Consider the following 22,703-nt stretch of genomic DNA (forward strand, 5'->3'; position numbering starts at 1 on the left):
AACTGGATGAAAAATCATGTCTGCCAAGGAAATCAAATTCTCCACCGATGCGCGCGACCGCATGCTGCGCGGCGTCGAGATCCTCACCAATGCGGTGAAGGTCACGCTCGGCCCCAAGGGCCGCAACGTCATCATCGACAAGGCCTATGGCGCGCCGCGCATCACCAAGGACGGCGTCACCGTCGCCAAGGAAATCGAGCTTGCCGACAAGTTCGAGAACATGGGCGCGCAGATGGTGCGCGAAGTGGCCTCGAAGACCAACGACCTCGCCGGTGACGGCACCACCACCGCCACGGTGCTGGCCGCCTCGATCCTGCGCGAAGGCGCCAAGCTGGTCGCCGCCGGCATGAACCCGATGGACTTGAAGCGCGGCATCGACCAGGCGGTCACCGCCGTGGTTGGGGAAATCAAGGCGCGGGCCAAGAAGGTCAAGTCGTCGGCCGAGATCGCGCAGGTCGGCACCATCGCCGCCAATGGCGACGCCAGCGTCGGCGAGATGATCGCCAAGGCGATGGACAAGGTCGGCAATGACGGCGTCATCACCGTCGAGGAAGCCAAGACCGCCGACACCGAGCTCGATGTCGTCGAAGGCATGCAGTTCGACCGCGGCTATCTCTCACCCTATTTCGTCACCAATGCCGACAAGATGCGCGTCGAGCTGGAAGAGCCCTATGTGCTCATCCACGAGAAGAAGCTCGGCAATCTGCAGGCGATGCTGCCGATCCTCGAAGCGGTGGTGCAGAGCGGCAGGCCGCTGCTGATCATCTCCGAGGACGTCGAAGGCGAAGCGCTCGCTACGCTGGTCGTCAACAAGCTGCGCGGCGGCCTCAAGGTCGCGGCCGTCAAGGCGCCGGGCTTCGGCGATCGCCGCAAGGCGATGCTGGAAGACATCGCCGTGCTCACCGCCGGCCAGATGATTTCCGAGGATCTCGGCATCAAGCTCGAAAACGTCACCATTGAGATGCTCGGCCGCGCCAAGCGCGTGCTGATCGAGAAGGACACCACCACGATCATCGACGGCGCCGGCACCAAGGCGACCATCCAGGCGCGCGTCGCCCAGATCAAGGGCCAGATCGAGGAGACCACCTCGGACTACGACAAGGAAAAGCTGCAGGAGCGGCTGGCCAAGCTCTCCGGCGGCGTTGCCGTCATCCGCGTCGGCGGTGCCACCGAGTCGGAAGTCAAGGAAAAGAAGGACCGCATCGACGACGCGCTGAATGCGACGCGCGCGGCGGTTGAAGAAGGCATCGTGCCCGGCGGCGGCGTGGCTTTGCTGCGCGCAAGGTCGGCGCTTGCCGGCCTGACCGGCACCAATGCCGATGTCACCGCGGGCATCTCGATCGTGCTTCGCGCACTCGAAGCGCCGATCCGCCAGATCGCCGAGAATTCCGGCGTCGAAGGCTCGATCGTCGTCGGCAAGCTCACCGACAGCAAGGACCACAATCAGGGCTTTGACGCCCAGAACGAGGTCTATGTCGACATGATCAAGGCAGGCATCGTCGACCCGGCGAAAGTGGTGCGCACCGCACTGCAGGATGCCGGCTCGATTGCGGCGCTTTTGATCACGGCTGAGGCCATGATCACCGACATCCCGGCCAAGGACGCGGCACCTGCGGGTGGCGGCGGCGGTGGCGGCATGGGCGGCTACTAAGATTCAGCCGGCTGCGAAGGTGGTTTCATAAAAGCCACCTTCGCGGGCCTGACCTGAATCTGCCGCGCCGGCTCATCACTGAAGTCAGATAATTACCGCCGGGGGCAGTCTCTCCCGGCGCGCAGGCCTCTAGCCCAGGAGACGGATCCATGATCACGTTCGTGCAGAAGCCAGAGACGGTCGTCACGACCGAAATCACCGAGGAAAGCCGCTTCGACCGCATCCGCAGGATTGCCGCCGACAAGCACAAGAAATCCGATTCCGACACGGCAGCGCCATCAAAGAGCGAACCCAAACGCCCGATGTGAATCTGCGGCGCCGCCGCTGCCTTCCACGCAACGCCAGCACCACATCGCGCGTCAGCGGCGCGAGACGATCGCGCCGACCGAGCGTGGTCCAGCCGGACACCTTCCTGTCGGCGGTATCGGCGAGTCTGGTATTGTTATTATATTAGCTTCAGCGCATATTTATCCGGCAGTGGGTCCTTTGGCTGCCAAGGCGTCCAAGGACGCCTGCGGTCGTTACCGAAAAATAGGTCAGTCCGTGCCGCTCGAATTACTGAGCAGCCACGAGACAGTAACATTCGGAGGAACACCCATGAAAGTGACCATATTGGCAAACTATGCGCCTCATGCCGCCAAAGGATTGATGCAAGGCTCAGACAGGCAAGCTGCGGTCAAGGCACTTTTTGAAAGCGTTGGCGGCAAGGTGAGCAGCGTGATGTTCACGCGCGGCATCTATGACGTCGTCGTCAATGGCGAGGTGCCGGACCAGGCCGCGGGGATGGGCTTATCCCTTGCGGTGCGAGCGAGCGGCTCGCTGACCGAGATGGTTGTACTGGAAGAACTCGACATGAAGGCAGTGCTCGCGGCTGCCAACAAGGCTGCTGGCGTGTACAAACCCGCCGGCTAATGAACTTGCCTTGTTGATCAAGGCAGCACGGTTCGATGGACGTGCCGTGCTGCCGAGTGTCGGACAGGGCATCTTCTCCCGACTTTCGCTGCCACCGGAATTCACGCTAGTATCGTCCGGTGGTCGTTTGGTGCAGAGCTTGCGGAAACGGAAACCGCGATCCTCGATACGGAGACAAGTGATGTTTGCGGCCAAGGCCATCGACACGTCAGACAAGGCCGCGTTCTATCGCGACCTCGCCACCCAGCTTAAGGCGCTGCTCGAGGACGAACGCGATTCGATCGCCAACGCCGCCAACACCGCCGCGTTGATCTTCCAGATGGTACCGGACCTCAACTGGGCCGGCTTCTATTTCCTGCAATCCGACGAGGAAATGGTGCTCGGGCCGTTCCAGGGCAAACCGGCCTGCGTGCGCATCGCGGTCGGCAAGGGCGTGTGCGGAACGGCGGTCGAACTCGGCACCTCGATGCTGATCAAGGACGTGCATGAGTTTCCCGGCCACATCGCCTGCGACGCCGACTCGCGCTCGGAACTGGTTGTGCTGCTCGAAGACGATGACGGCGTCTTCGGCGTGCTCGATCTCGACAGCCCGTTGCCCGGCCGCTTCGACAAGGCCGACCAGGCCGGCATCGAGACGCTGGCGGCGATCTATGCCGCCGCGAGCTCCTTCGAGGACTAGGGCATATTGATATCTAGGTGAGGCCGGCCTGACCTGAATCTCAACATGCCCTGGCCTGGTCTAGACGAGTTTCACCAGCATCAGGCTGAAGCAGCCGATGAACAGGAAGGCCGAGAAGGCGAGCGCCAGTGGCCGCAGGCCGCGCGAGCGCAGCTGCGAGATGTCGGCCTGCAGCCCCATGGCGGCCAGCCCCATGGTGAGCATGATGGTGGTGGCGAGCGCCATCGCCGACTTCACTTCGGGCGGCACGGTGACCAAGCTGTTCAGCGCCACGACAGCGACGAAGGCGGCGACGAACCACGGCATGGGCGGCCGTGCTGCCGTCTGGTCGCTGCTCTTGCGGCGCGCCATCAGGCCGAGCGCGATCACCATCGGCGCCAGCATGGCGACGCGCGTGAGCTTGGCGACGGTCGCGATCTCGCCGGACTGGGTGCCGTTCTGGAAGCCGGCGCCGATGACTTGCGCCACCTCGTGGATGGAGGCGCCGGCCCACAGGCCGAAGGCGTGCTGGTCGAGGCCGAGCACGGGCGCCAGCAGCGGGAAGCCAAGCATGGCGACGGTGCCGAACAGCGTGATCGAGGCGACAGCGTAGGTGACGTCCTCGTCGCGCGCGTCGGTGACGATGTTGGTGGCGACGATGGCCGATGCGCCGCAGATCGAAGTGCCGGCGGCGATCAGCTGTGCCAGCTTGGCGTCGACGCCGATCAGCCGGCCGAGCGTGATGGTGAAGACGAAGGTGGCGCCAAGCGTCAGCGCCACGATGCCGACGCCGCCGGCGCCGATCGACACCACCTGGCCAAGCGTCAGCTGGAAGCCGAGCAGCACGATAGCGAAACGCAGCAGCCGGCGCTGCGAAAACGCGATGCCTGCCTTGGCGTGGGCGGGGGTGCCGAGCACGTTGGAATAGATCATGCCGGCGACGACGGCGAGGATCATCGGGCTGAACAGAGCGAAGCCCGAGACATTGCGGGCCGAGAAGGCGACGCCTGATATCATCGCGACCAGCACGATGCCGGGCACAACGCCGTTCCACACCGAATTGAGGGACTTTCGCCCTTGGGCGAGTTCGGCGGAAATCAGGCTTTTCGGAATATCGTTCGCGATGTGGGTAAGGGAAGACAATGCAATGCTCCAGGCGGGTACGCTGGAGGAATGCCATTCCTTAACCGATCTTTCCAACGAATTATTTTCGTCAGAATGATCGATTTTTACGAACGATTGCCGTTCGCCTCAATGCAGGAATCAGCAGGTACTTTTGGGCGACGTGCATTAAAGCTGGGCTTCGATCGCCGCCTTGTCGATGACCGACCAGACATGCCTGATCCTGCCGTCGAGAAACTCATAGAAGACATTCTCGCTGAAGGAAACCTTCCTGCCGTTGACCGGCAGGCCAAGGAAGTTTCCCGTTGGCGCGCAGTTGAATTGAAGCCGGCTCGCTATGAAAGGTGTGTCGGAGATCAGCAGCTGGATGTCGAAATAGAGGTCCGGAATCTCGGAAAAATCCCGCTCCAGCATCTTGCGATAGCCTGACAGCCCGATCCGGTCACCGTTGTAGTGCACCTCGTCATGGACGAACCGGTGCAGGTTCCGCCAGTCCTGATTGTTGAGGCAAGCGATATAGCCGCGATAGGTGTCGGCAAGGTCGGTATCGGTCACGGCAATGGCTCCGGTGCTTTTCAGAAAGGATCACGCTGGCGCAGGAAGATAGAACGGCCTTGGATGCAATCCAGATCGTTCGCATCTAGCCGCGATAGCGCAAGGCCTCGACCAGCAGCGAGAAGGCCGGCGTCGCCTGCCGGCGGCTGGGGTAATAGAGGTGGTAGCCGGGGAAGGGCGGGCACCAGTCGGCCAGCACCCGCACCAGCCGGCCGTCGGCAAGGTGCGCATGCACCTGGTCTTCGGGCAGATAGGCAAGACCCAAGCCGGCGAGCACGGCATTCAACCGTAGCGCGGCTGTGTTGAACACCATCTGGCCTTCGACGCGCACCTTCAGTTCGCGGCCCGCCTTCTCGAACTCCCAGGCATAGAGCCCGCCATAGGTCGGCAGGCGCAAATTGATGCAATTGTGGGTGGTCAGGTCCTGCGGCGTGCGCGGCTTTGGCCGGGCAGCGAAGTAGGCCGGTGCGCCGACCACCGCCATGCGCATGTCGGGGCCGATGCGCACCGCGATCATGTCGCGCGCCACCTGTTCGCCAAGCCGCACGCCGGCGTCGTAGCGTTCGGCGACGATGTCGGTCAGGCCGTAGTCGACGATGATCTCTATCCTGATGTCGGGATAGTCGGGCAGCAGCCCGGCGATCGCCGGCCACAGGACCGCATCGGCGGCATGTTCGCCGGCGGTGATGCGGATGGTGCCGGCGGGTTTTTCGCGCAACGCGCTCAAGGCGGCGAGTTCCATCTCGATCTCGTCGAGCCTCGGCCCAATGCTGCGAGCCAGGCGCTCGCCCGCCTCGGTCGGCGAGACGCTGCGCGTGGTGCGGGTCAGAAGCCGTACACCCAGCCGCTCCTCCAGCGCCCGCAATGTGTGGCTGAGTGCCGATTGCGAGACGCCGAGCTTGGCCGCCGCCCTGGTGAAGCTCTGTTCACGCGCGACGGCGAGGAAGGCGGTCAGTTCGTTCAGATTGTCTCGCGGCATTCATGAATCCTTCTCATAAGTACATGCCGGATATAGCAGCTAATCGCGATCAATCGCAGGCCCTAAATAGGCACCATCACAATCGGGCGCCAAATCAGGCGGCCCTGAAAATGGCGGCAGCGACTTGCCTCGTTTGAGGGCGGACCCCGCGTGAAAAGGGACAAAACCATGGACATCAAGCGAAGCGGCTCTCAAGCCTCCGGCAAGGGTCCGGGCGACTGGTTCACCGGCACGGTGCGCATCGATCCGCTGTTTCAAGCCATCGCACCGGCGCGCGCGGCCGGCAATGCCGTCACCTTCGAGCCCGGCGCGCGCACCGCATGGCACACCCATCCGCTCGGCCAGCTGCTGATCGTCACCGCCGGCTGCGGCCGCGTGCAGCGCGAGGGCGGCCCGGTCGAGGAGATCCGGCCCGGCGACGTGGTTCGCTTCGAGCCGGGCGAGAAGCACTGGCATGGCGCGGCACCGACCACAGCCATGACCCACATCGCCATCCAGGAAGCGCTGGACGGCAAGTCCGTCGACTGGATGGAGCATGTCAGCGACGCGCAGTACCAGGCCTGATCGCCGGAGCCAGCAAAAAATGTCCATGCCCGCGACCGCACCGCACAAAACGGCCATCCTGGCGATCATCCTCGTCAGCTATGTCATGATCGTGCTCGATACCTCGATCGTGCTCACCGGCCTGCCCAGGATCCATCAAGGCCTCGGCTTCACGGATGCCGGGCTGGCATGGGTGCAGAGCGCCTATACCTTGACCTTCGGCGGCTTCCTGCTCCTCGGCGCGCGGGCGGGAGACATTCTGGGCCGCCGGCGCATGCTCATCGTTGGTCTCGCCCTGTTCACCGTTGCCTCGCTGGCGATCGGTGCGGCGCAATCGGCGGCCTGGATGATCAGTGCGCGGGCAATCCAGGGCCTTGGCGCCGCCATCCTGGCGCCCTCGACGCTCGCTTTGCTGCAGACCACCTTTGCCGAAGGCTCCGAGCGCACCCGTGCCGTGTCCTATTACAGCGCCGTGGCCGGTGTCGCGGCCAGCGTCGGCCTGGTGCTGGGCGGCGTGCTTGCCGACTGGATCTCGTGGCGCGTCGGCTTCTTCATCAATCTCCCCATCGGCATCGCCATGATCATCGCCGCGCGCCGATACATCGTGGAAACCGAGCGGCGCGCCGGTGCGCTCGACATCGTCGGCGCACTCACCTCAACCGTCGGCATGACGGCGCTTGTCTACGGCTTCATCCGTTCGGCCGACACCGGCTGGACGAATGCCGGCACGATCGCGTCGCTGGCCGGTGCTGTGCTGCTGCTTGGCGTCTTCGTTGTCAACGAGTGGAAGGCAAGGCAGCCGATCATGCCGCTGCGGCTGTTCGCCAGCCGCGAGCGCGCCGGCGCATACGCAGCCCGCATCCTGTTCCTGGGTGCCATGATCGGCTTCTTTTTCTTCACCACGCAATATCTGCAAGGCGTCCTCAACTACAGGGCATCGCTGACCGGCATGGCCTTCCTGCCGATGACAATGGTGAATTTCGCCGTGGCGATGGTGGTGCCGCAGCTGACGCGCCGGTTCGGCAATGGCCGCCTGCTGGCCGGCGGCCTCACGCTCTGCCTGCTGGGGATGGCCTGGCTGAGCCGCGCCTCGTTCGACACGGCCTACCTGACCGGGGTGGCACTGCCGATGGTGCTGATCGGCGCCGGGCAAGGCATGGCGCTCAGCCCGCTGACCACGTCGGGCATTGCCGGCGTGGTGCCTGCCGATGCCGGCGCAGCCTCGGGCGTCGTCAACGTCGCCCATCAGCTCGGCAACTCGCTCGGCCTCGGCGTACTTGTTGCCGTGGCGGCCGTCGGCGCCGGCGCGCTCGATGGAAGAGAGCTGCTCGCCTACCGCTTCGGCATGGCGGTCACCGCCGGCTCCGCCATGCTGGCGCTGGCGCTGCTGATCGTCTGCGCGCTGATCGTGCGGCCCCGCAAGGCGGCGCAGGCGGTTGCGACCGGCGCGAATGCCTGAGCTCCAGATAGGCCAGCGGCCTTCAACAGGAATTGAGAGAGAACCACGATGCAAAAACGCACACTCGGAACAAGCGGCCTGGAGGTTTCGGCCATCGGCCTCGGCTGCATGGGGCTGAGCTTCGGTCTCGGGCCTGCCACGGATCGGCGAGGCGCTTGAACCGGTTCGCGATCGTGTTCTGATCTGCACGAAGTTCGGCTTCAAGATCAACGAGAAGCGCGAGATGGTGGGGCTCGACAGCCGGCCGGCGCATATCCGCGAGGTTGTCGACGCTTCGCTGAAGCGTCTGCGCACCGACCGCATCGACGTTCTCTACCAGCACCGCGTTGACCCGGCCGTGCCCATGGAGGATGTCGCCGGAGCGGTGAAGGCGCTCATCGGAGAAGGCAAGGTCAAACATTTCGGACTGTCCGAGGCGAGTACCGCGAACATCCGCAAGGCTCATGCCGTGCAGCCCGTGGCGGCGGTCCAGGATCACTATTCCTTGTGGATGCGCGAACCCGAGCAGACGAAGTTTTCGGTCTGCGAAGAGCTTGGCATCGGCCTCGTCGCCTGGGGGCCGCTTGGCCAAGGGTTCCTCACCGGCGCGATCACCAGGGACATGAGGTTCGACGACCCCAACGACCTGCGGAAGGATTTCCCGCGCTTCACCCCGGATGCACTGGAGGCCAACTTCAAGGTGGTCGATTTCCTGAAAGGGCTTGCCGGCCGCAAGGGCATCACGCCGGCCCGGATCGCGCTTGCCTGGCTGCTGGCCCAGAAGCCATGGATCGTGCCGATACCGGGCGGCACGAAGGTGGCGCATCTCGATGACAATCTGGCGGCGGTTGACGTCGAACTGACGGCCAAAGACCTGGCCGAAATCGACGCCGCCTTTGCCACCATCGACATCATGGGCGCTCCGCTGTCGGCGGGGCTGGACGCGGCGATTGATCGTTAGGCAAGCAAGGAGAACAACAATGCAAAAGCGCACACTTGGAACAAACGGTCTCGAAGTCTCGGCCATCGGGCTGGGCTGCATGGGGATGAGCCAATCCTACGGGGCACCGATGGAGACGGCGGATGCAGTCCGCCTGATCCGGGCGGCGTTCGAGCGCGGCGTCACCTTCTTCGACACCGCGGAGGTCTACGGCCCGTTCAAGAATGAGGAGGTCGTCGGTGAGGCGCTGCAGCCAATCCGCGACCAGGTGGTGATCGCCACCAAGTTCGGCATCGACATCACTGGTACAGCCGGACACGACGGCATGGACAGCCGGCCCGAGCATATCCGCGACGTCGTCGAGGCCTCGCTCAAACGGCTGAGGACCGACCACATCGATCTCCTCTACCAGCACCGCGTCGATCCGGTCGTACCCATCGAAGAGGTGGCCGGCGCGGTTAAAGACTTGATCCAACAGGGTAAAGTGAAGCATTTCGGCCTCTCCGAGGCGGGCGTGCGTACGATCAGGCGCGCGCATGCGGTGCAGCCGGTCGCCGCGCTTCAAAGCGAATACTCGCTGTGGTGGCGTGAGCCCGAGGAGGCGATCCTGCCGGTCCTCGAAGAACTGGGGATCGGCTTCGTCCCCTTCAGTCCATTGGGCAAGGGCTTCCTCACTGGCGCCATCAACGCCAACACGACGTTCGACAGCAGCGACTTCCGCAACACCGTCCCGCGTTTTGCAGAGGAGGCCCGCAAGGCGAACCAGGCTCTGGTCGATGCGATCGTTGCGATCGCGGCCGAGAAGAAGGAGACCCCAGCTCAGGTCGCGCTCGCCTGGCTGCTGGCACGGAAGCCCTGGATCGTGCCGATCCCCGGCACCACGAAGCTCAATCGCCTCGAGGAGAACATCGGATCGGCCGCCGTTGCGCTGACGGCCGACGATCTTCGCGACATTGAGAACGCGGTCTCGGCGATTGCCGTGCAGGGAGAGCGCTATTCGCCGCAACAAGCGGCAAGGATCGATCGCTAGGGGCACGCGCCAAGGAGGCCGAGATGAGCAAACCGAGCCTGTTCTCAAGACGGGGTGCACTGATGACCGCGCTTGCATTGCCATTGGGCACTGGATTGAGCCTGCCTGCCAGCGCGTCGAAGGCGCGGCCGGCAGGCGGCGCCAAAATTCTGGTGGCGTACTACACCCGCACCGGCAATACGCGTGTCATCGCGCGCCAGATTGGTCGGGCTCGCGGAGCTGACATCTTCGAGATCCAGACCGCCAATCCCTATCCCGAAGACTACGCGGAACAGGTCGCCGTGGCGCAACAGCAGCGAGACTCCGGCTTCGAACCGCCGCTCGCCGCCACGGTGCCGGGCGTCAAATCCTATGAAACGGTCTTCTTGGGGTTTCCGATCTGGGGCATGACCGCGCCTTCGGTGATCCGCTCCTTCCTGTCGCGGCACGATCTGTCCGGCAAGACCTTGGTGCCGTTCATCACCCATGGCGGCTACGGCCTCGGGCAGAGCCTGAAAGTCCTCGCCGACCATGCGCCAGGGGCGCGGCTCATCGAGGGATTTTCCAAGCAGTGCGACCAGGAACGCGAGACGCTCGAGCAGGTCACAGGCTGGCTTGGCCGGGTCGACGTGCCCGGCTGAGCCGCCAACTCGAACGCCCAAGCTGCGGCCGGCAGCAATGCCAAAAATCAAAAGGAAGAGATCATGAGCGAGAACATCAGGGACAAGGTCGTTGTCATCACTGGCGCCAGCAGCGGGCTGGGCGAAGCCGCCGCGCGGCTTCTCGCCAAAGAGGGCGCGAAGCTGGTGCTGGGCGCGCGGCGTCTCGACCGGCTGCAGGCGCTCGCCGAACAGCTGTCGCTCCGCAAGGACGCCATTCTGGCGACCGACGTGACCGATGTCGGCCAGGTCCGGCGTCTCGTCGATCATGCGGTCAAGATGCATGGCCGGGTCGACGTCATCATCAACAATGCCGGGCTGATGCCGCATTCGCCGCTCGAGCGCGGCAAGGTCGAGGATTGGGACCGGATGATCGACGTCAACATCAAGGGCGTGCTCTACGGCATCGCCGCCGCGCTGCCGCATATGAAGGCGCAGAAGAGCGGCCATATCATCAACGTGTCGTCGGTGGCCGGCCACAAGGTGGGGCCGGGCGGCGCCGTCTATGCCGCGACCAAGCACGCGGTGCGCATCATCTCGGAGGGCCTGCGCCAGGAAGTAAAACCCTACAACATCCGCACCACCATCATCTCGCCGGGCGCGGTGGCGACAGAACTGCCCGACAGCGTCACCGAGCCCGATGTCGCCGAAGGCGTGCGTGCACTGTACGACCGGGTGGCGATCCCCGCCGATTCCTTCGCCAGGACGGTGGTGTTCGCCATGAGCCAGCCCGACGAGGTCGACATCAACGAGATCCTGTTCCGGCCGACGGCCCAGGAGTATTGAGGGTTGCTCCGACCGCCGCCTTGACAGCGTAGCGGTTCCTGCTCCAGCTTGACGCCATGTTCGTCTTTGCGCCTGCCAACACCAAGCGACGCCGCTTCTGCACAATGCGGAGCGGCAAGCTGATTGCGCGACGACAAAGACCGGCACGATAGGCCCGGTTCGTTCGTTTCCAGCCCCGCCCGCGACATCCGCCGGCGGGGTTTTCATGCCTGGAGCATCTTGATGACTAAGGATTCTTCTTCCATCCGGCTTCGTCCGGCCGAGCCGGCGGATGCCCCCGCGATCAGGGATATCGTGCGCGCCGCCTATGCCAAATGGGTGCCGGTTATCGGCCGCGAGCCGCTGCCGATGCGCACCGACTACGACAAGGCCGTTGCCGAGCATCCGTTCGAGCTCGCCGTCGAGGATGGCGGTATTGTCGGGATGATCGAAACCATGGTGGCGGAGGATCACCTCTGGATCGAGAATGTCTGCGTCGCACCGCTGGCGCAGGGCAGGGGCATCGGCCGGCTTTTGCTGGAACGGGCCGAGCACAAGGCGATCGAAGCGGGACGCCGCGAGCTTCGCCTGCTGACCAATGGCGCCTTCGAGGCCAATGTGTCGCTCTACAAAAGATGCGGCTATATCGTGGACCGGGAAGAGCCGTTCATGAATGGTGTGACGGTCTATATGAGCAAGAGGCTGGCAGGCTGATGTGGAGCGGTCCGCCCCAGGACGACGAAGGCATATTGCACAGGCTGGCTCAATCACTTGGCTCTTGCGTTTGACAGCGGCGTTTGTGCATCGTTATCTCCAGCCACATATGACGGCCGGCAGGGCCATGCGGTGCATCTCAGGGAGAAAACCATGTCACACAATCTGCAGTTCTATATCGATGGCGCGTGGGTCGATCCGGTTGTGCCCAACACATTCGACGTCATCGACCCGTCGAACGAGGATGCCTTCGCGCAGATTTCGCTCGGCTCCAAGGCCGATGTCGACAAGGCGGTGGCCGCTGCCAAGCGCGCCTTCAACACGTTTGGCTTTACCGAGGTCGGCGAGCGGCTCGAACTGTTGAACCGCATCATCGCGGTCTACAAGAAGCGCAGCGCCGATCTGGCGCTGGCCGTGTCGCGCGAGATGGGTGCGCCGCGCCAGTTCGCGCTCGACAGCCAGGTCGGCGTTGGCCTCGCGCATCTGCAGAAGATGGCCGACGTGCTGAAGAGCTTCGAGTTCCGCCATGTGAAGGGCAGCTCGCTGGTGGTCAAGGAGCCGATCGGCGTCGTCGGCCTGATCACGCCGTGGAACTGGCCGCTGAACCAGATCACCTGCAAGGTCGGTCCCGCCCTTGCCGCCGGCTGCACCATGGTGCTCAAGCCCTCCGAAATCGCGCCGCTCGACGCCATCATCTTCGCCGAAATCCTGGACGAAGCCGGCGTGCCGAAGGGCGTCTTCAACCTCGTCAACGGTGACGGACCGGGCGTCGGCCAGGCGCTGTCCAGCCATCCCGACATCGACATGATGTCGTTTACCGGTTCGACCCGCGCCGGCATCCTGGTGGCCAAGGCCGCCGCCGACACGGTCAAGCGCGTGCATCAGGAGCTCGGCGGCAAGTCGGCCAACATCCTGTTCCCCGATGTCGACCTCGCAAACGCCGTCACCAAGGGCGTCGGCGGCTGCTTCGGCAACAGCGGCCAGTCCTGCAACGCGCCGACGCGCATGTTCGTGCCGCGCGATCGCCACGACGAGGCTGCCGGCTATGCCAAGGCGGCGGCGGAGAAGTTCACCGTCGGTCCGGCGGACGCTGCCGGCACCAGGCTCGGCCCGGTCGTCAGCCAGATCCAGTTCGACAAGATCCAGGACCTGATCCAGAGCGGCATCGACGAAGGCGCGACACTGGTCGCCGGCGGCCCCGGCCGCCCGGCCGAACTCAACCGCGGCTATTATATCAGGCCGACCGTGTTCGCCGACGTCACCCACGACATGCGCATTGCGCGCGAAGAAATCTTCGGGCCGGTGCTGGCGATCATGCCCTATGACAGCGTCGACGAGGTGATCGACACCGCCAACGACACCGTCTACGGCCTGGCCTCCTACATCCAGACCAAGGACATGAAGAAGGCGCGCGAAGTGGCGGCGCGCATGCGCACCGGCAATGTCTACATCAACTATCCGACCTGGGACGCCGGCCTGCCGTTCGGCGGCTACAAGCAGTCGGGCAACGGCCGCGAATATGCCGAATACGGGCTCGAGGATTTTCTCGAAATCAAGGGCATCGCCGGTTACGAGGCGGCGGAGTAGGCACACGACCCGGTTTCGCCAAGGGCCGCCCTGATGATGTGCGGCCCGCGATCCCCATCCTTGCCATTTGGCATATACGTGCTATATATATGCCAATTGTGAGGAGCAAAAATGCAGCTTCAGCCCATAGTCACCACACCGGCCACGGTGGGAAGCGTCATCACCGACGACGAGGCGGGCGCGCTGGCGCGCACCACCATCAACCTGTTCAAGGCCTGGAATCTCACCGACCTGGAGGCCTGCATCCTGCTCGGCGGCATGTCGGCGCGCACTTGGGCACGCTGGAAGGAAGGCGGCGTCGGCAGGATCGACCGCGACCTGCGCACCCGCATGGCGCACCTGATGGGCATCCACAAAGGCCTGCGCTACCTCTTTACGGAGCCGGCGCGCGGTTATGCCTGGATCCGCAAGCCCAATGCCATCTTCGGCGGCCAATCGGCGCTCGACCTGATGCTGCGCGGAGAGATCGCCGACCTTGCCGCGATGCGCGAATGGCTTGATGCGGAGCGTGGTGCATGGTGAGTGGGCTAGCGGTCCGTCGCCGCGTCCACTGGCACCAGACCTTCCGCATCATCCGCTCCATCCATCCGCCGATCGACCTGTTCGAGGATATTGCCGACCCGCGCGACTGGGAGGCACTGGCCGCCGTCGAGGAGAAGACGAACCCGCGCATCCGGCTCGAAATCGGCGATCTCGGCAAGGTGTCGGCCGCCCGGAGGATTTCAGGCCCCGGCGCCAGCTTCGTGATGGCGCCCTTCGTGCATTGTTCGACCCTGCGGCCGGGCCGGTTCTCGGATGGCAGTTACGGACTCTATTATGCCGGCGACAGCGAAGAGGTGGCGCTCGCCGAGACCATCCACCACCATCAGAAATTCATGCGCGCCACCAATGAGGATCCGGGCTGGACGGCGGATTTCCGCGTGCTGGTCGGCAGCGTCGACCGCGACCTCGACGACGTGAACGCGGTGCCCGGCGTGCTCGATCCCGACGACTACACCGCCTCGCAAGCGGAAGGGCGGGCGCTGCGGGCGACCGGCAGCGACGGGCTGGTGTGGAACAGCGTGCGCATGCCGGGCGGGGGCTGCATCGGCATCTTCTGGCCGGACGCCATCACCATTCCGGTCCAGGGCCGGCATTACAGCTATCACTGGGACGGCGCCCGCGTGGATTTCGTGCGCGAGCACGATACGGGCAAGGTGCTGGCCGTCACCTGACAGCAAGGCACGGGGGCGGAAAGCCGGTCACGGTCAGCCGTCCGTCACTCAGGATTCCTGCCGACAAAAACTCGCTTGCCGCCGGCTCGGCATCCGATCTGCAAGGCGGCTGCTCGGGATCACTTTACAGGTCGCGAGAAAGCCGATATCCATAAATCCAAGGATTCGGATATATGGATAAAAAAGGAACTTTGAATGCGCTGGCGGCGCTTGGCCAGGAGACGCGGCTGGATGTCTTCCGGCTGCTCGTGCGCGCCGGTCCGGAAGGCATTCCGGCGGGCGAGATCGCTGCAAGGCTTGAGACGGTCCAGAACACCATGTCGGCGCATCTTAAGGTGCTGGCCCATGCCGGGCTGATCCATCCCGAACGCGACGGCCGGATCGTGCGCTACGTCGCCGACATGACCGGCTTTCGTGACCTCCTGGCCTATCTGATGGAAGATTGCTGCAACGGCGCGCCGGAGCTCTGCCGTCCCGTCATCAACGCCGTGACCTGTGATTGCTAGGAGCCCGCCGATGAGCGATCCGGAAGCGTCTGGACGAGATCGGCCGCAATCTGCCGAAGGCTGGCTGAAGGCTATGGCGGCCGATCTGCCGCGCCGCATCGTCGCGGAAGCCTTGGGAACCGCGCTGCTGGTCGCGACCGTGGTCGGCTCCGGCATCATGGCCGCCCGGCTGACGCACGACGTCGCCGTTTCATTGCTGGGCAATACTTTGCCGACGGGGGCGATCCTCGTCGTGCTGATCACGATCCTGGGACCGATCTCGGGGGCGCACTTCAATCCCGTCGTCACGCTGGTATTCGCGCTCCGTCGCGAGATCGAGGCGAACGCGGCGCTTGCCTATGTCATCGCCCAGGTCGCGGGCGGCATTGCCGGGACGTTTCTGGCCCACGCCATGTTCGAACTGCCGATCCTGCAAGCCTCCGCGACGGTGCGGACCGGAACCGGGCAGTGGCTCGCGGAGGCAGTCGCCGCCTTCGGCCTTGTCTTCACCATCCTGGCAGGCCTGCGCTTCCGCTCCGACGCGATCCCCTGGCTGGTCGGGCTCTACATCACGGCGGCCTACTGGTTCACCGCTTCGACCTCCTTCGCCAATCCGGCCGTCGCTATCGCCCGCGCTTTTTCCAACACGTTTTCTGGCATCCGCCCGATCGACCTGCCGGGCTTCGTAGCCGCCGAATTGCTGGGAGCGCTGCTGGCCATGGCCCTGGCGGGCTGGCTGCTTGCCGAACCGAAACCAACCAGACAGATGAAAGCCGCGAAATGACCATCACCATCTATCACAATCCGGCCTGCGCCACCTCGCGCAACACGCTGGCCATTATCCGGCAGTCGGGCGAGGAGCCGGAGGTGATCGAATATCTGAAGACGCCGCCGGCGCGCGAAAGGCTGGTCGAGTTGATCGCAGCCATGGGCATGACACCGCGTGAGTTACTGCGCGAGAAGGGCACGCCCTATGCCGAACTCGGCCTCGCCGACCCGAAATGGTCCGACGACGAGATCCTCGATTTCATGCTGGCGCATCCGATCCTGATCAACCGGCCGATCGTGGTGAGCCCGCTCGGCGTCGTGCTGGCAAGGCCGTCGGAAAAGGTGCTGGATATCCTGCCCAACCCGGACATCGGCGCGTTTACCAAGGAGGATGGCGAGGTGGTCTTCGACGCCTCGGGCAAGCGGGCCGGCTGACAGTATTTCCATATTTTTCGAAATTGGGTTGACGACTCGACAGGCGCCGCGTAGCTTACTTCCATGAAACTCGAAAAAGCAGCCGCCCAGCTTGAAGCGCTCGGCAACCCGACGCGGCTTCAGCTCTACCGCATCCTCGTGCGCGCCGGTGACGGTGGGCTTCCCGTCGGCAGCGTCCAGGGCAAGCTCGACATCCCGTCCTCGACGCTGTCGCATCACCTCAAACGGCTGGTCGACACCGGCCTTGTCACGCAGGAGCGGCAAGCGACGACGCTGATCTGCCGCGCCAACTATCCCGGCATGAATGCCCTGATCGGCTATCTCGCCGACGAGTGCTGCGCCGATGCCACCTGCGCGCCTGCCGTCGGCAAGGCGCTGGCCTGATTTTTTTTGCTCTGTAATTCGAAGATACCGGAAGGATCGAACATATGGACATGATGGCAAATCTTCCCGTCGCGGTGATCGGCGCAGGCCCGGTCGGCCTCGCCGCCGCCGCGCATCTCGTCGAACGCGGCATCCGTCCGCTCATCCTGGAACGCGGCGAAAGCGTGGGCGCTGCACTGCTCGATTGGGGCCATGTGCGGGTGTTCTCGCCGTGGCAATACAATATCGACGCGGCGGCACGGGCGCTGCTCGACCGCTCCGGCTGGACGGCGCCGGACATGCGCGGCCTGCCGACCGGTGGTGAGATCGTGCGCGACTATCTGGCGCCGCTTGCCGCACTTCCCGGGATCGCCGGCAACCTGAAGCTCGGCGCCGAGGTCACCGCGATCACCCGTCAGGGACATGACAAGGTCGCCAATGACGGCCGCAAGGACGCTCCCTTCGTCATCCGCTATCGCGATACCGGCGGCGAGCACCGCGTTCTCGCGCGCGCCGTCATCGATGCCTCCGGAACGTGGTCGCGGCCAAACCCCATCGGTGTCGACGGGCTGCCGGTTGCCGGCGAAGGCGGGGCCTGCGGGCGCATCGCCTACGGCATTCCCGACGTGGTCGGCAAAGCCAGGGACAGCTATGCGGACAAGCGTGTCCTCGTCATCGGCGGCGGGCACTCGGCCATCAATGTCGCCCTGGCGCTCATGGAGCTGCAGGACGCAGCACCGGGCACCGAGATCTTCTGGGCGCTGCGTCATGCCAGCGTCGACCGGCTGCTTGGCGGCGGCTTGAACGACCAGTTGCCGGAACGTGGCGCGCTTGGCCTCGCCGCCAAGCAGGCGATGGCGGATGGACGGCTGAACATGCTGGCAGCCTTCGCCGTCAACCGCATCGAGAGGCAGGGCGAGGGGCTCGCCGTCGACGCGACCCTGGCCGGCAAGCCGTTCAGCCTTGCCGTCGACCGGATCGTCGTCACCACCGGCTTCCGGCCCGACCTGTCGTTCCTCGGCGAAATCCGCATCGCGCTCGATCCCGCCGTCGAAGCGCCGCCGGCGCTGGCGCCGCTGATCGATCCGAATTTCCACTCCTGCGGCACGGTTCCCGCGCATGGCATAAGGGAACTGGCGCACCCCGAACCCGGCTTCACCATCGTCGGCTCGAAATCCTACGGCCGCGCCCCGACGTTCCTGATGGCGACCGGCTACGAGCAGGTCTGCTCGGTGGTCGCCGACATTGCCGGAGACCATGTCGCGGCCCGCGAGGTGCGGCTGGTGCTGCCGGAGACCGGCGTGTGCAGCGCCGACGTCGTGACGGGATCGGACAGCGAAGGCTGCTGCGGCGGGCCTGCGCCCGCCAACGTCGATGCCTGCTGCATCGAGGACGCGAACGCCAAGGCAAAGGGCGCGTCGGGCTGCGGTTGCGCGACAGGCCGCCCCTCGGTTGGCGCCAAGGCGACGGAGGCCGTACGCGCCGATGCCTGACCGGTCTGTCCTGCGCAAGGCGATCTGGGGACTAGGGCTGACCCAGATCATCGGCTACGGCACGCTCTATTACAGCTTCTCGATCCTGGCGCCGGCGATGGCCAGGGAATTCGGCCTCGCGGAAGGGTGGGTGTTCGGCGCCTTGTCCGCCTCGCTGTTTGCCGGCAGCCTGTTCGCGCCCACGGCCGGGCGCTGGGCCGACCGGTTTGGCGCCGGGCGCATCATGACCATCGGCTCGGTCGCGGCAGCCGTCGCGCTGGCGCTGTGCGCCGTCTCGCCCGGCCGCGTGACCTTCGTTCTGGCATTGCTGGCGATGGAGCTGGCCTCCAGCTTCGTCCTCTACAGCGCCGCCTTCGTGGCGATCGTGCAGATCGGGGTGCCCCGACCGCAACGCTCCATCACCCACCTCACGCTCATCGCCGGGTTTGCCTCGACCCTGTTTTGGCCGCTGACCTCGGCGCTGCATGCGGATTTGACATGGCGCGAGGTGTATCTGCTGTTCGCCGCGCTCAATCTCGGGCTCTGCCTGCCGATCCACGCCTGGCTGATGCGGCTGTCGCGCCGTCACGCGACGGCCACGCCGCAAGAGCGCGGGCCGGCCCATGAAGCGGCCGCGCCGCTCGATCCGCGGCGCGGCCGGGCGGCGTTCCTGTTGATGCTGGCGGGGTTCGCCACCGAGGGCTTCGTGCTGTCGGCGATCCTCATCCACATGGTGCCGCTGACGGCGGCACTGGGGCTCGGTGCGGCCGGTCTCTTCGTTTCGACCCTGTTCGGGCCGGCGCAGGTCGCCAGCCGGTTGATCAACATGCTGTTTGGCGGGCGCCTTCAGCAAACACATCTCGCCGTCATTGCCGCGTTGCTGCTCACGGCCGGGCTGTGCACGCTGCTGCTGACCACGCCATGGCTGCCCGGCGCCTTCCTGTTCGTGCTGCTGTTCGGCCTCGGTTCCGGTCTCACCAGCATTGTCGGCGGCACCTTGCCGCTCGAGCTCTTCGGCCGCGAAGGCTATGGCGCGCGGCTGGGATGGGCAAGCGCTGCCCGCCAGTTCACCTCGGCCTTCGCGCCGTTCGCGCTCGCCTTCATGATGGCGCGGACATCCGTCGCCAATTCGCTGTGGGTGCTGGTGGTCGTCGCCGCGAGCGGCGTCATCGCTTTTTTCGCCATCGCGTTGCTCAGGCGGCGCGACGGCCGGGTGGCATTTGCGATTGGCGGCAGTCCGGAAGAGGCGAGCTAGAGCCTGTTCCATCCCGATGGTATCGGGATGGGGCTCTATCTTCTTGTTTGAGCATGATTTTTTCCGAAAACCGGATTCCACTTTTCGGGATCATGCTCCAGCCTGGACGCTCAATGCCGCAGGATCTTGCTCAGGAAGGCCCGGCTGCGGTCGGTCTTGGGGTGCGAGAAGAACTCGTCCGGCGTGCCGCTTTCGACAATGGCGCCGGCGTCCATGAACACCACGCGCTGGGCGACCTTGCGGGCAAAGCCCATCTCATGCGTCACCACCATCATGGTCATGCCTTCCTCGGCGACCGCCACCATGACGTCGAGCACTTCCGAAATCATCTCGGGGTCGAGTGCCGAGGTCGGCTCGTCGAACAGCATGATCTTGGGCCGCATGCCGAGGCAACGCGCAATCGCCACGCGCTGCTGCTGTCCGCCGGAGAGCTGCGCCGGATAGGCGTTGACCTTGTCGGCCAGGCCGACCTTGGCCAGCAATTCGCGCCCGGCCTTTTCGGCTTCAGTGCGCGGGATCTTGCGGACATGGATGGGCGCCAGCGTCACATTCTCGAGCGCGGTCTTGTGCGGATAGAGGTTGAACGACTGGAAGACGAAGCCGATCTCGGTGCGCAGCTGCGTCATGTTGGTGGCGGCATCGCCGAGGCGCTGGCCGTCGACGACGAGATCGCCGTCCTTGATCGCCTCCAGCCCGTTGACGCAGCGGATCAGCGTGCTCTTGCCGGAGCCGCTCGGACCGCAGACGACCACCACTTCGCGCGGCTCGACGCTGAGCGTGATGTCCTTCAGCACGTTGAGCGCGCCGAACCATTTGTTGACGCCGCGAAAGTCGATCATACCGGTTTTGGTCATATTTGCCGGACCTTTGGGGTTCGATGTCACAGCTGCACCTCGCCATGCGCCGCGCCCATGCGGCGCTCGAGCCGGCGGGCGAGCATGATCAGGGGATAGCAGACGATGAAATAGCCGACGCCGACGAGGAAGAAGACCAGCAGGCCGTTGGGCACACGCTGCACCACCAGCCAGCCGACGCGGGTGAGGTCGGTCAACCCGATCGCCGAGACGACCGAAGAATCCTTGATCAGCAGCACATATTGCCCGACCAGTGGCGGCAGCACGATGCGCATCGCCTGCGGCAGCACCACCTGGCGCATGCGCTGCCAGCGCGACAGGCCGGATGCAAGCGCCGCCTCGACCTGGCCGGTCGGCACCGAACGAATGCCGGCGGCGACGATCTCGCAGATGAAGCAGGCGGCAAGGTTGGTCAGTGCGATGATGCCGGCGGTGAAGGCATCGAGCTCGATGCCGAACTCCGGCAGGATGAAGAAGATCAGGAAGATCTGCACCAGGAACGGCGTGCCGCGGATGAGGTCGACCCAAGCGCCGATGACGCTGGCGATCAGCCGGTTGCTGCCGGTGCGCAAGATGCCGAGGCCGAAGCCGAGCAGCGTGCCCAGCACCAGGCTGATCAGCGACAGCACCACCGTCATGCCGAGGCCGCGCAGCGCCAAGGGATAGCTGCCGGCGAGGCTGAGGAACTGTTGCCAGATCATGTCCGCGCCCCCGCTGTGCCGAGCCAGCGACCGGACAGAGCAGCCAGCCCCTTGAGGCAGTAATAGAGCAGCAGGTAGAAGGCGGCGATGGTGAGAAAACCTTCCGCCGGCATGAAGCGGTCGGAGGCGAGCAGCTGGCCGGCGCGGGTCAGCTCGGCAACCGAGATCAGCGACAGAAGTGCGGAATCCTTGACCAGCACGATCGCCTGGCCGAGCAGCGGCGGGATCGTCACCTTGAAGGCTTGCGGCAGGACGACCAGGCGCATGCGCTGGACATAAGTCATGCCCGAGGCGACGCTGGCTTCGACCTGGCCGCGCGGGATCGACAGGATGCCGGCGCGAATGATCTCGGCGACATAGGCGCCGCTGTTCAGCGACAGCGCCAGGATGCCGACGACCAACTCGGGCAGCACGAAGCCGAGCCGTGGCAGGCCGAAATAAAGGAAATAGAGCTGCGCCAGCAAGGGCGTGGCGCGCACGGCGTCGATATAGGCCTTGGCCGGCGTGCGAAACAGCCAGCCGCGCTGCAGGTTCATGGCGCACAGCACGATGCCGACGGCGAGCGCGCCGACAAAGGACAGCGCCGACAGCCACACGGTCGTGACCAGGCCCTGCCCGAACAGAGGCAGGTATTCGACGATGGTGCGGAAACTGAAATTTTCGAGCATCGCTGGGCGGTTCCCCAAAGCGGGCGAAGCGAAAGTCCAGGCGGCTTCGCGGCGCTCAAGACGCGCGCGAAACCGCCCGGGTTCTATGGCTGCTTACTCTTTGTTTTCATGCATGTCGTTGTCCCAAAACCGCTACGCACTTTTGGGCGACATGCATTAGTGATCCTTCTTCCAGGCGTCGGAATTGACCCAGTAGTCGAGGTTCTTCTGCAGGCGGCCGTCGATGCTGACCTGGTCGAGGAACAGGTTCATCCAGACCAGCAGGTCCGGCTCGTCATAGCGGGTGGCGAAGGCAAGCGGCTCCTTCGACAAAAGCTCCGGCATGATGGTGAAGGTGCCGGCCGGATAGGCGGTCGACTGGCCTGTCACCGCCGAGACGTCGTTGACGCCGCAATCGGCCTGGCCATTGTTGACGGCGTCGAGCAGCAGCGGACCGCCGCCCTTGTAGCTCTTGATGTCGGCATCGGTGAAGACGGCCTTGGCCTCCTTCTCGCCGGTGGCGCCGAGCAGTACGGCGATCTTGGTGCCCTTGGCCTTGCAGTCCTCGGTGGTCTTGAACTTGCTGTCGGCCTTGGTGAAGACGGTGCTGCCCGTATACATGTAAGGTTTGGTGAAGGCGACTTTCATGCCGCGCGCCAGCGTCGGCGTCATGTCGGCAACCAGAAGGTCGGCCTTGCCCGACAGCAGCGCCGGGATCAGGCCGTCCCAGTCGAAGTCGAGGAAGGTGATCTTGACGCCCATTTCCTTGGCCATCAGTTCGGCCAGTTCAACCGAGCTGCCGGTGCGTTCGCCATTGGCGCCGACCAGCGAGAAGGGCGGTCCCTGTGTCTGCACGGCGACGCGCAGTTCGCCGCGCTTGGTGATGTCGTCGAGCGTTCCGGCGCTGGCAGCGGTGGTGAGCCCGGCGAGTGCAAGTCCGGCGATGAAAAGTCTGGCAATCTTCATTTTGGCATTCC

26 protein-coding genes and 1 pseudogene are annotated in these 22,703 nt (G+C 64.7%); 20 read left to right on the forward strand and 7 right to left on the reverse strand.

All coding sequences use genetic code 11. From position 1 onward, the window contains the following. Positions 1 to 16 precede the first annotated feature (16 nt). The 4 genes from groL (at position 17) to msrC (ending at position 3,242) form a co-directional block, all read left to right on the forward strand. The gene (gene groL / locus ACFFNA_RS09810) at positions 17 to 1,651 is read left to right on the forward strand and encodes a chaperonin GroEL (RefSeq protein ID WP_378917756.1); all 1,635 of its coding nucleotides are present in this window, start codon (positions 17 to 19) and stop codon (positions 1,649 to 1,651) included. Between the two features lie 149 nt (positions 1,652 to 1,800). Continuing rightward, positions 1,801 to 1,959: a hypothetical protein gene (locus tag ACFFNA_RS09815; protein ID WP_167458376.1), complete on the forward strand. Its 159-nt coding sequence runs from the start codon at positions 1,801 to 1,803 to the stop codon at positions 1,957 to 1,959. A gap of 289 nt (positions 1,960 to 2,248) precedes the next feature. Next, positions 2,249 to 2,563 (forward strand): GYD domain-containing protein, encoded by a 315-nt coding sequence (locus ACFFNA_RS09820; protein ID WP_378917758.1) that lies wholly within the window; start codon positions 2,249 to 2,251, stop codon positions 2,561 to 2,563. A 181-nt stretch (positions 2,564 to 2,744) separates the two neighbouring features. Next, positions 2,745 to 3,242 (forward strand): free L-methionine (R)-S-oxide reductase MsrC, encoded by a 498-nt coding sequence (gene msrC, locus ACFFNA_RS09825; RefSeq protein ID WP_378917760.1) that lies wholly within the window; start codon positions 2,745 to 2,747, stop codon positions 3,240 to 3,242. Between the two features lie 60 nt (positions 3,243 to 3,302). On the opposite strand, the gene ACFFNA_RS09830 is transcribed toward msrC, so the two are convergent. The 3 genes from ACFFNA_RS09830 to ACFFNA_RS09840 form a co-directional block, all read right to left on the reverse strand. Then, entirely contained in the window at positions 3,303 to 4,364 is a 1,062-nt protein-coding gene (locus ACFFNA_RS09830; RefSeq protein ID WP_378917762.1) for a YeiH family protein, read from the reverse strand. A gap of 147 nt (positions 4,365 to 4,511) precedes the next feature. Then, on the reverse strand, positions 4,512 to 4,898 hold the full coding sequence (locus tag ACFFNA_RS09835; protein ID WP_378917764.1) for an ester cyclase: 387 nt from the start codon (positions 4,896 to 4,898) through the stop codon (positions 4,512 to 4,514). Positions 4,899 to 4,983: 85 nt separating this feature from the next. Further along, a complete protein-coding gene (locus ACFFNA_RS09840; protein WP_378917766.1) occupies positions 4,984 to 5,877 on the reverse strand; it encodes a LysR family transcriptional regulator in 894 nt (297 codons plus the stop codon). A gap of 168 nt (positions 5,878 to 6,045) precedes the next feature. On the opposite strand from ACFFNA_RS09840, the gene ACFFNA_RS09845 reads away from it, so the two are divergent. The 16 genes and pseudogenes from ACFFNA_RS09845 (at position 6,046) to arsK (ending at position 19,524) form a co-directional block, all read left to right on the forward strand. Next, positions 6,046 to 6,441, forward strand: a complete 396-nt coding sequence (locus ACFFNA_RS09845; RefSeq protein ID WP_378917768.1) for a (R)-mandelonitrile lyase — start codon at positions 6,046 to 6,048, stop codon at positions 6,439 to 6,441. A gap of 19 nt (positions 6,442 to 6,460) precedes the next feature. Further along, positions 6,461 to 7,879 carry an MFS transporter gene (locus ACFFNA_RS09850; RefSeq protein ID WP_378917770.1) on the forward strand — a complete coding sequence of 473 codons (1,419 nt, stop codon included), beginning with the start codon at positions 6,461 to 6,463 and terminating at the stop codon, positions 7,877 to 7,879. Between the two features lie 48 nt (positions 7,880 to 7,927). Further along, positions 7,928 to 8,819: pseudogene (locus ACFFNA_RS09855) on the forward strand (aldo/keto reductase). Positions 8,820 to 8,838: 19 nt separating this feature from the next. Further along, positions 8,839 to 9,828, forward strand: coding sequence for an aldo/keto reductase (locus ACFFNA_RS09860; RefSeq protein ID WP_378917772.1), 990 nt, complete (start codon positions 8,839 to 8,841; stop codon positions 9,826 to 9,828). Between the two features lie 23 nt (positions 9,829 to 9,851). Next, complete coding sequence (locus ACFFNA_RS09865; RefSeq protein WP_378917774.1) at positions 9,852 to 10,448, forward strand: flavodoxin; 597 nt, start codon at positions 9,852 to 9,854, stop codon at positions 10,446 to 10,448. A 63-nt stretch (positions 10,449 to 10,511) separates the two neighbouring features. Then, positions 10,512 to 11,252 carry an SDR family oxidoreductase gene (locus ACFFNA_RS09870; RefSeq protein ID WP_378917776.1) on the forward strand — a complete coding sequence of 247 codons (741 nt, stop codon included), beginning with the start codon at positions 10,512 to 10,514 and terminating at the stop codon, positions 11,250 to 11,252. A 222-nt stretch (positions 11,253 to 11,474) separates the two neighbouring features. Beyond that, the gene (locus ACFFNA_RS09875) at positions 11,475 to 11,945 is read left to right on the forward strand and encodes a GNAT family N-acetyltransferase (protein WP_378917778.1); all 471 of its coding nucleotides are present in this window, start codon (positions 11,475 to 11,477) and stop codon (positions 11,943 to 11,945) included. Positions 11,946 to 12,098: 153 nt separating this feature from the next. Further along, positions 12,099 to 13,532, forward strand: a complete 1,434-nt coding sequence (locus ACFFNA_RS09880) for an aldehyde dehydrogenase family protein (protein ID WP_378917780.1) — start codon at positions 12,099 to 12,101, stop codon at positions 13,530 to 13,532. A gap of 111 nt (positions 13,533 to 13,643) precedes the next feature. Continuing rightward, entirely contained in the window at positions 13,644 to 14,054 is a 411-nt protein-coding gene (locus ACFFNA_RS09885) for an antitoxin Xre/MbcA/ParS toxin-binding domain-containing protein (RefSeq protein WP_378917782.1), read from the forward strand. Further along, entirely contained in the window at positions 14,048 to 14,746 is a 699-nt protein-coding gene (locus ACFFNA_RS09890) for an RES family NAD+ phosphorylase (RefSeq protein ID WP_378917784.1), read from the forward strand. Before ACFFNA_RS09885 ends, ACFFNA_RS09890 begins: the two co-directional genes overlap by 7 nt. Before the next feature lie 173 nt (positions 14,747 to 14,919). Continuing rightward, positions 14,920 to 15,252, forward strand: coding sequence for an ArsR/SmtB family transcription factor (locus ACFFNA_RS09895; RefSeq protein WP_378917786.1), 333 nt, complete (start codon positions 14,920 to 14,922; stop codon positions 15,250 to 15,252). Positions 15,253 to 15,325: 73 nt separating this feature from the next. Further along, positions 15,326 to 16,015 (forward strand): aquaporin, encoded by a 690-nt coding sequence (locus ACFFNA_RS09900; RefSeq protein WP_378918052.1) that lies wholly within the window; start codon positions 15,326 to 15,328, stop codon positions 16,013 to 16,015. Continuing rightward, positions 16,012 to 16,434, forward strand: a complete 423-nt coding sequence (gene arsC, locus ACFFNA_RS09905; RefSeq protein WP_378917788.1) for an arsenate reductase (glutaredoxin) — start codon at positions 16,012 to 16,014, stop codon at positions 16,432 to 16,434. Before ACFFNA_RS09900 ends, arsC begins: the two co-directional genes overlap by 4 nt. A gap of 63 nt (positions 16,435 to 16,497) precedes the next feature. Next, positions 16,498 to 16,818 (forward strand): ArsR/SmtB family transcription factor, encoded by a 321-nt coding sequence (locus ACFFNA_RS09910; protein WP_378917790.1) that lies wholly within the window; start codon positions 16,498 to 16,500, stop codon positions 16,816 to 16,818. Between the two features lie 44 nt (positions 16,819 to 16,862). Then, on the forward strand, positions 16,863 to 18,290 hold the full coding sequence (locus tag ACFFNA_RS09915) for an NAD(P)-binding domain-containing protein (protein WP_378917792.1): 1,428 nt from the start codon (positions 16,863 to 16,865) through the stop codon (positions 18,288 to 18,290). Next, entirely contained in the window at positions 18,283 to 19,524 is a 1,242-nt protein-coding gene (gene arsK / locus ACFFNA_RS09920) for an arsenite efflux MFS transporter ArsK (protein WP_378917794.1), read from the forward strand. Before ACFFNA_RS09915 ends, arsK begins: the two co-directional genes overlap by 8 nt. Positions 19,525 to 19,634: 110 nt before the next feature. Here the strand turns inward: arsK and ACFFNA_RS09925 are convergent, their stop codons facing one another. From ACFFNA_RS09925 to ACFFNA_RS09940, 4 genes are all read right to left on the reverse strand, one after another. Next, positions 19,635 to 20,378 (reverse strand): amino acid ABC transporter ATP-binding protein, encoded by a 744-nt coding sequence (locus ACFFNA_RS09925; protein WP_378917796.1) that lies wholly within the window; start codon positions 20,376 to 20,378, stop codon positions 19,635 to 19,637. 26 nt (positions 20,379 to 20,404) lie between these two features. After that, a complete protein-coding gene (locus tag ACFFNA_RS09930) occupies positions 20,405 to 21,079 on the reverse strand; it encodes an amino acid ABC transporter permease (protein ID WP_378917798.1) in 675 nt (224 codons plus the stop codon). Beyond that, the gene (locus tag ACFFNA_RS09935; RefSeq protein ID WP_378917800.1) at positions 21,076 to 21,747 is read right to left on the reverse strand and encodes an amino acid ABC transporter permease; all 672 of its coding nucleotides are present in this window, start codon (positions 21,745 to 21,747) and stop codon (positions 21,076 to 21,078) included. The genes ACFFNA_RS09930 and ACFFNA_RS09935 overlap by 4 nt, the downstream gene beginning before the upstream one ends. Before the next feature lie 156 nt (positions 21,748 to 21,903). Next, entirely contained in the window at positions 21,904 to 22,692 is a 789-nt protein-coding gene (locus tag ACFFNA_RS09940) for an ABC transporter substrate-binding protein (protein ID WP_111543261.1), read from the reverse strand. Positions 22,693 to 22,703: the final 11 nt, after the last annotated feature.

The organism is Mesorhizobium kowhaii (assembly GCF_042431665.1).
In the GTDB taxonomy this organism is placed as follows: domain Bacteria; phylum Pseudomonadota; class Alphaproteobacteria; order Rhizobiales; family Rhizobiaceae; genus Mesorhizobium; species Mesorhizobium kowhaii.

What these genes read in the sequence shown, in the direction of transcription:
- ACFFNA_RS09870 (WP_378917776.1), top strand. Translation starts at nt 10,512, where the DNA reads ATGAGCGAGAACATCAGGGACAAGGTCGTTGTCATCACTGGCGCCAGC.
- ACFFNA_RS09815 (WP_167458376.1), top strand. Translation starts at nt 1,801, where the DNA reads ATGATCACGTTCGTGCAGAAGCCAGAGACGGTCGTCACGACCGAAATC.
- msrC (WP_378917760.1), top strand. Translation starts at nt 2,745, where the DNA reads ATGTTTGCGGCCAAGGCCATCGACACGTCAGACAAGGCCGCGTTCTAT.
- ACFFNA_RS09890 (WP_378917784.1), top strand. Translation starts at nt 14,048, where the DNA reads ATGGTGAGTGGGCTAGCGGTCCGTCGCCGCGTCCACTGGCACCAGACC.
- ACFFNA_RS09910 (WP_378917790.1), top strand. Translation starts at nt 16,498, where the DNA reads ATGAAACTCGAAAAAGCAGCCGCCCAGCTTGAAGCGCTCGGCAACCCG.
- ACFFNA_RS09860 (WP_378917772.1), top strand. Translation starts at nt 8,839, where the DNA reads ATGCAAAAGCGCACACTTGGAACAAACGGTCTCGAAGTCTCGGCCATC.
- ACFFNA_RS09845 (WP_378917768.1), top strand. Translation starts at nt 6,046, where the DNA reads ATGGACATCAAGCGAAGCGGCTCTCAAGCCTCCGGCAAGGGTCCGGGC.
- ACFFNA_RS09900 (WP_378918052.1), top strand. Translation starts at nt 15,326, where the DNA reads ATGGCGGCCGATCTGCCGCGCCGCATCGTCGCGGAAGCCTTGGGAACC.
- ACFFNA_RS09820 (WP_378917758.1), top strand. Translation starts at nt 2,249, where the DNA reads ATGAAAGTGACCATATTGGCAAACTATGCGCCTCATGCCGCCAAAGGA.
- arsK (WP_378917794.1), top strand. Translation starts at nt 18,283, where the DNA reads ATGCCTGACCGGTCTGTCCTGCGCAAGGCGATCTGGGGACTAGGGCTG.
- ACFFNA_RS09925 (WP_378917796.1), bottom strand. Translation starts at nt 20,378, where the DNA reads ATGACCAAAACCGGTATGATCGACTTTCGCGGCGTCAACAAATGGTTC.
- ACFFNA_RS09865 (WP_378917774.1), top strand. Translation starts at nt 9,852, where the DNA reads ATGAGCAAACCGAGCCTGTTCTCAAGACGGGGTGCACTGATGACCGCG.
- arsC (WP_378917788.1), top strand. Translation starts at nt 16,012, where the DNA reads ATGACCATCACCATCTATCACAATCCGGCCTGCGCCACCTCGCGCAAC.
- ACFFNA_RS09895 (WP_378917786.1), top strand. Translation starts at nt 14,920, where the DNA reads ATGGATAAAAAAGGAACTTTGAATGCGCTGGCGGCGCTTGGCCAGGAG.
- ACFFNA_RS09875 (WP_378917778.1), top strand. Translation starts at nt 11,475, where the DNA reads ATGACTAAGGATTCTTCTTCCATCCGGCTTCGTCCGGCCGAGCCGGCG.
- ACFFNA_RS09840 (WP_378917766.1), bottom strand. Translation starts at nt 5,877, where the DNA reads ATGCCGCGAGACAATCTGAACGAACTGACCGCCTTCCTCGCCGTCGCG.
- ACFFNA_RS09940 (WP_111543261.1), bottom strand. Translation starts at nt 22,692, where the DNA reads ATGAAGATTGCCAGACTTTTCATCGCCGGACTTGCACTCGCCGGGCTC.
- ACFFNA_RS09885 (WP_378917782.1), top strand. Translation starts at nt 13,644, where the DNA reads ATGCAGCTTCAGCCCATAGTCACCACACCGGCCACGGTGGGAAGCGTC.
- ACFFNA_RS09915 (WP_378917792.1), top strand. Translation starts at nt 16,863, where the DNA reads ATGGACATGATGGCAAATCTTCCCGTCGCGGTGATCGGCGCAGGCCCG.
- groL (WP_378917756.1), top strand. Translation starts at nt 17, where the DNA reads ATGTCTGCCAAGGAAATCAAATTCTCCACCGATGCGCGCGACCGCATG.
- ACFFNA_RS09930 (WP_378917798.1), bottom strand. Translation starts at nt 21,079, where the DNA reads ATGATCTGGCAACAGTTCCTCAGCCTCGCCGGCAGCTATCCCTTGGCG.
- ACFFNA_RS09880 (WP_378917780.1), top strand. Translation starts at nt 12,099, where the DNA reads ATGTCACACAATCTGCAGTTCTATATCGATGGCGCGTGGGTCGATCCG.
- ACFFNA_RS09935 (WP_378917800.1), bottom strand. Translation starts at nt 21,747, where the DNA reads ATGCTCGAAAATTTCAGTTTCCGCACCATCGTCGAATACCTGCCTCTG.
- ACFFNA_RS09850 (WP_378917770.1), top strand. Translation starts at nt 6,461, where the DNA reads ATGTCCATGCCCGCGACCGCACCGCACAAAACGGCCATCCTGGCGATC.